The sequence below is a fragment of the Vibrio sp. A8-1 genome, from assembly GCF_013048685.1.
Taxonomy (GTDB): Bacteria; Pseudomonadota; Gammaproteobacteria; order Enterobacterales; family Vibrionaceae; genus Vibrio; species Vibrio metschnikovii.
Genome location: NZ_VHTC01000074.1, coordinates 1 through 2,444, shown reverse-complemented (window position 1 = coordinate 2,444; position 2,444 = coordinate 1). Strand labels below are relative to the sequence as shown.

Genomic DNA, 2,444 nt, shown 5'->3' with positions numbered 1-2,444 from the left:
GTAAGCGCTCATTACTCAGCATAACTCATGTTCCAACCACAACGATCTAGTCTTTAGCCAAGTTCCAAGGCAGTAGCGCTTCTATTTGCTCAAGAGTTTCAGCGTATGGCAGCTGAGTAAGAAGGGTGTGTAGATAGCGGTATGGCTCAAGTCCATTCAACTTAGCTGTTTCAACCAAGCTATAGCAGACAGCACTCGCTTTGGCACCTTGTGAGGTATCGGCGAACAACCAAGCCTTACGACCCACTACGAACGGACGGATAGCATTTTCAGCCATGATATTGCTGATACGTAGCTCGTGATGGCCTGCGTAAACCACCAGTTTCGACCATTGGTTAAGCGTATAGTTGATCGCCTTGTAGGTTAAGCTGTCTTTCGGGCACTTGCTGATGTTCTTTTCCAAGAACGCTTTCAACTCGTTTAAAAGTGGAACGCTGTGCTCTTGGCGGTAAGTTATAATGTCTTCAGCCGTTATTTTGGGCTGCTTTTCCTTAAGGTCAGCCAACTGCCTCTCAACACGGTAGAGCTTGTTGATGGTGTTAAGCGCGATATCAGCTTTACTTACTTTAGTATTTTTACCTTTTGGCTGAGCTTTTTGCGCATCCACGAACATACGGCGAGCATGATCCATACACCCGACATGGGTCAGACCATATTTCTTACAGGCAGCATGGTAGCCCGCATAACCATCGGTTTGCAGGTAGCCTTCGAAGCCTTCAAGTAACTCAACGGGAACGTCACCACTACGAGAGGGATCGTAGTGGAACAGCACACTTTGCTGGCTGGGTGAGCCACCTAACGAGACCCACATATACTTATCTGAGGTGGCCGATTTGCCAGGCTCTTTAAGTACTTGGATGCGGGTTTCATCCATCGCTACGATGTCGCCACTGTTTTGGTGCTCTCGTAGCAGATTCACCAGTGGCTGGAACACCTTAGCGGACTTCATGACGTAATTCGCCAGCGTCGCCCGAGAGAGTTCGCCGCCGTAGCGACGGAGCATTGTCTCAATGCGATAGAGCGGTAGGCCATCGACGTATTTTGAAGTGATGGCATGAGTAATCAGGCCCGTACTGCCAAGCGAACCTGGAAGTGGGTGTTTTGGTAGCTCAGCAGCGACTATGGATTGACCATCTTCGTTATTGAACACGGCCTTTTCTTGCATGTACTCCAGTACACGAACCTTAGCGGGCACGATATCAAGCTCTTCTTTCACTTTGGCGAAGAAGGTGCTTTTTGCGCCTACCTTTTGCTCATCCGTCAGATAAAGGAAGATCTGTTCACGAGGTAAATCACTAGACAGTGGCTTGCGACCACGAGGTTTGCGGGTTGAAGCGTTGCTTTTATTCTGATCTTGATTGTCCTTTTCATGTTGTTCAACCTGAGGGTCAGTACAGAGCTCGGCTTCATCGAACAGCAGGAACTGGTCAGCATTGGTTTTCTCACTGCTCGGCATGAAGCGTTTGATTTTAAGGTGGCGCACCACCTCTTCTAATACATCAATACGAGCAGATTGAGATTGTAGGCGTTCTGATTGAGATTGTAGCTGTGCTTCTTTCTCGGCTAACTGAGCTCGAAGTTGCTCAATTTCAGCTAAATAGTTGATCGAAGAAGTCACAGTAAAATCGCCTTAAATGCCTTATGAGAACAGGGTTTATTGTACCAAAAACAGGCGCTTAAGTCGCTAAAACAATGACTCGTATTCCAACTTTTTATGACCTTGCATCAAGGAGATATCGTAGCCATCAAGTAGCCAATTTATCTGCTGACCTGTGAGAATGACTAAGTCGTCAGTCCGCTTTGGCCATTTGAATTTCTCTTGGGCAAGTGATTTGTAATAAAGCACAAAGCCGTTGTTTTCCCAGAACAGGCACTTGATTTTGTTACGCTGCTTGTTGGTGAAAACATACAACTCACCGCTAAAGGGGTTGTGGCCAAGTTCTAGTTCAACGAGAGCGCTTAATCCTCGGTGTGACTTGCGAAAATCAATCGGGTCACGATAGAGATAGACTTTCGGTAGTGTCAATGCAGGTCTTAACGTGGGCTGGCGCATTAGCTCATACACTCTATCAGTTTAGCCGCGACGTGAACATTGTGTTCATCGATGCCCTCAAGTTGGGCACCACTTGGGAGTGTCAGTGTCAGCGATGAACTCACCTGTTCGGTGATCGTTTGAACCTGTGCGAGGGTAAACTTAGAGGTAACGGATTTAGTCACGGAGTTCACACGGTTGAATTTACGTTTCCAGTAACTGAATTGAGATTGGTCTAGGTCGTGGGTTCGGCAGTATTGTGCTTGAGAAAGTTGGGTAGTTTGCCAAACGTTAACATGATGCTGCCAAGTTTGCTGTAGAAATAACATAAAAGCCTCCATAGGTAATGACTGTTGTCATTATCGGGGCTTGGGTTTAAATGGGAATAATGTCGAGAACTAAGCGCTTACAA

Annotated in this window: 3 protein-coding genes; all 3 read right to left on the bottom strand. The window is 46.7% G+C overall.

The window, feature by feature from the left end:
• Positions 1-46: 46 nt before the first annotated feature.
• Positions 47-1,618, bottom strand: a complete 1,572-nt coding sequence (locus tag FKN93_RS17180) for an IS66 family transposase (protein WP_170905747.1) — start codon at positions 1,616-1,618, stop codon at positions 47-49.
• Positions 1,619-1,684: 66 nt separating this feature from the next.
• The gene (gene tnpB / locus FKN93_RS17175; RefSeq protein WP_170905746.1) at positions 1,685-2,053 is read right to left on the bottom strand and encodes an IS66 family insertion sequence element accessory protein TnpB; all 369 of its coding nucleotides are present in this window, start codon (positions 2,051-2,053) and stop codon (positions 1,685-1,687) included.
• The gene (locus tag FKN93_RS17170; RefSeq protein ID WP_170905745.1) at positions 2,053-2,361 is read right to left on the bottom strand and encodes an IS66 family insertion sequence element accessory protein TnpB; all 309 of its coding nucleotides are present in this window, start codon (positions 2,359-2,361) and stop codon (positions 2,053-2,055) included. The genes tnpB and FKN93_RS17170 overlap by 1 nt, the downstream gene beginning before the upstream one ends.
• Positions 2,362-2,444: the final 83 nt, after the last annotated feature.

Excerpts from the sequence above, each read along its gene's own strand:
- tnpB (WP_170905746.1), bottom strand. The coding sequence starts at position 2,053 with ATGCGCCAGCCCACGTTAAGACCTGCATTGACACTACCGAAAGTCTAT.
- FKN93_RS17170 (WP_170905745.1), bottom strand. The coding sequence starts at position 2,361 with ATGTTATTTCTACAGCAAACTTGGCAGCATCATGTTAACGTTTGGCAA.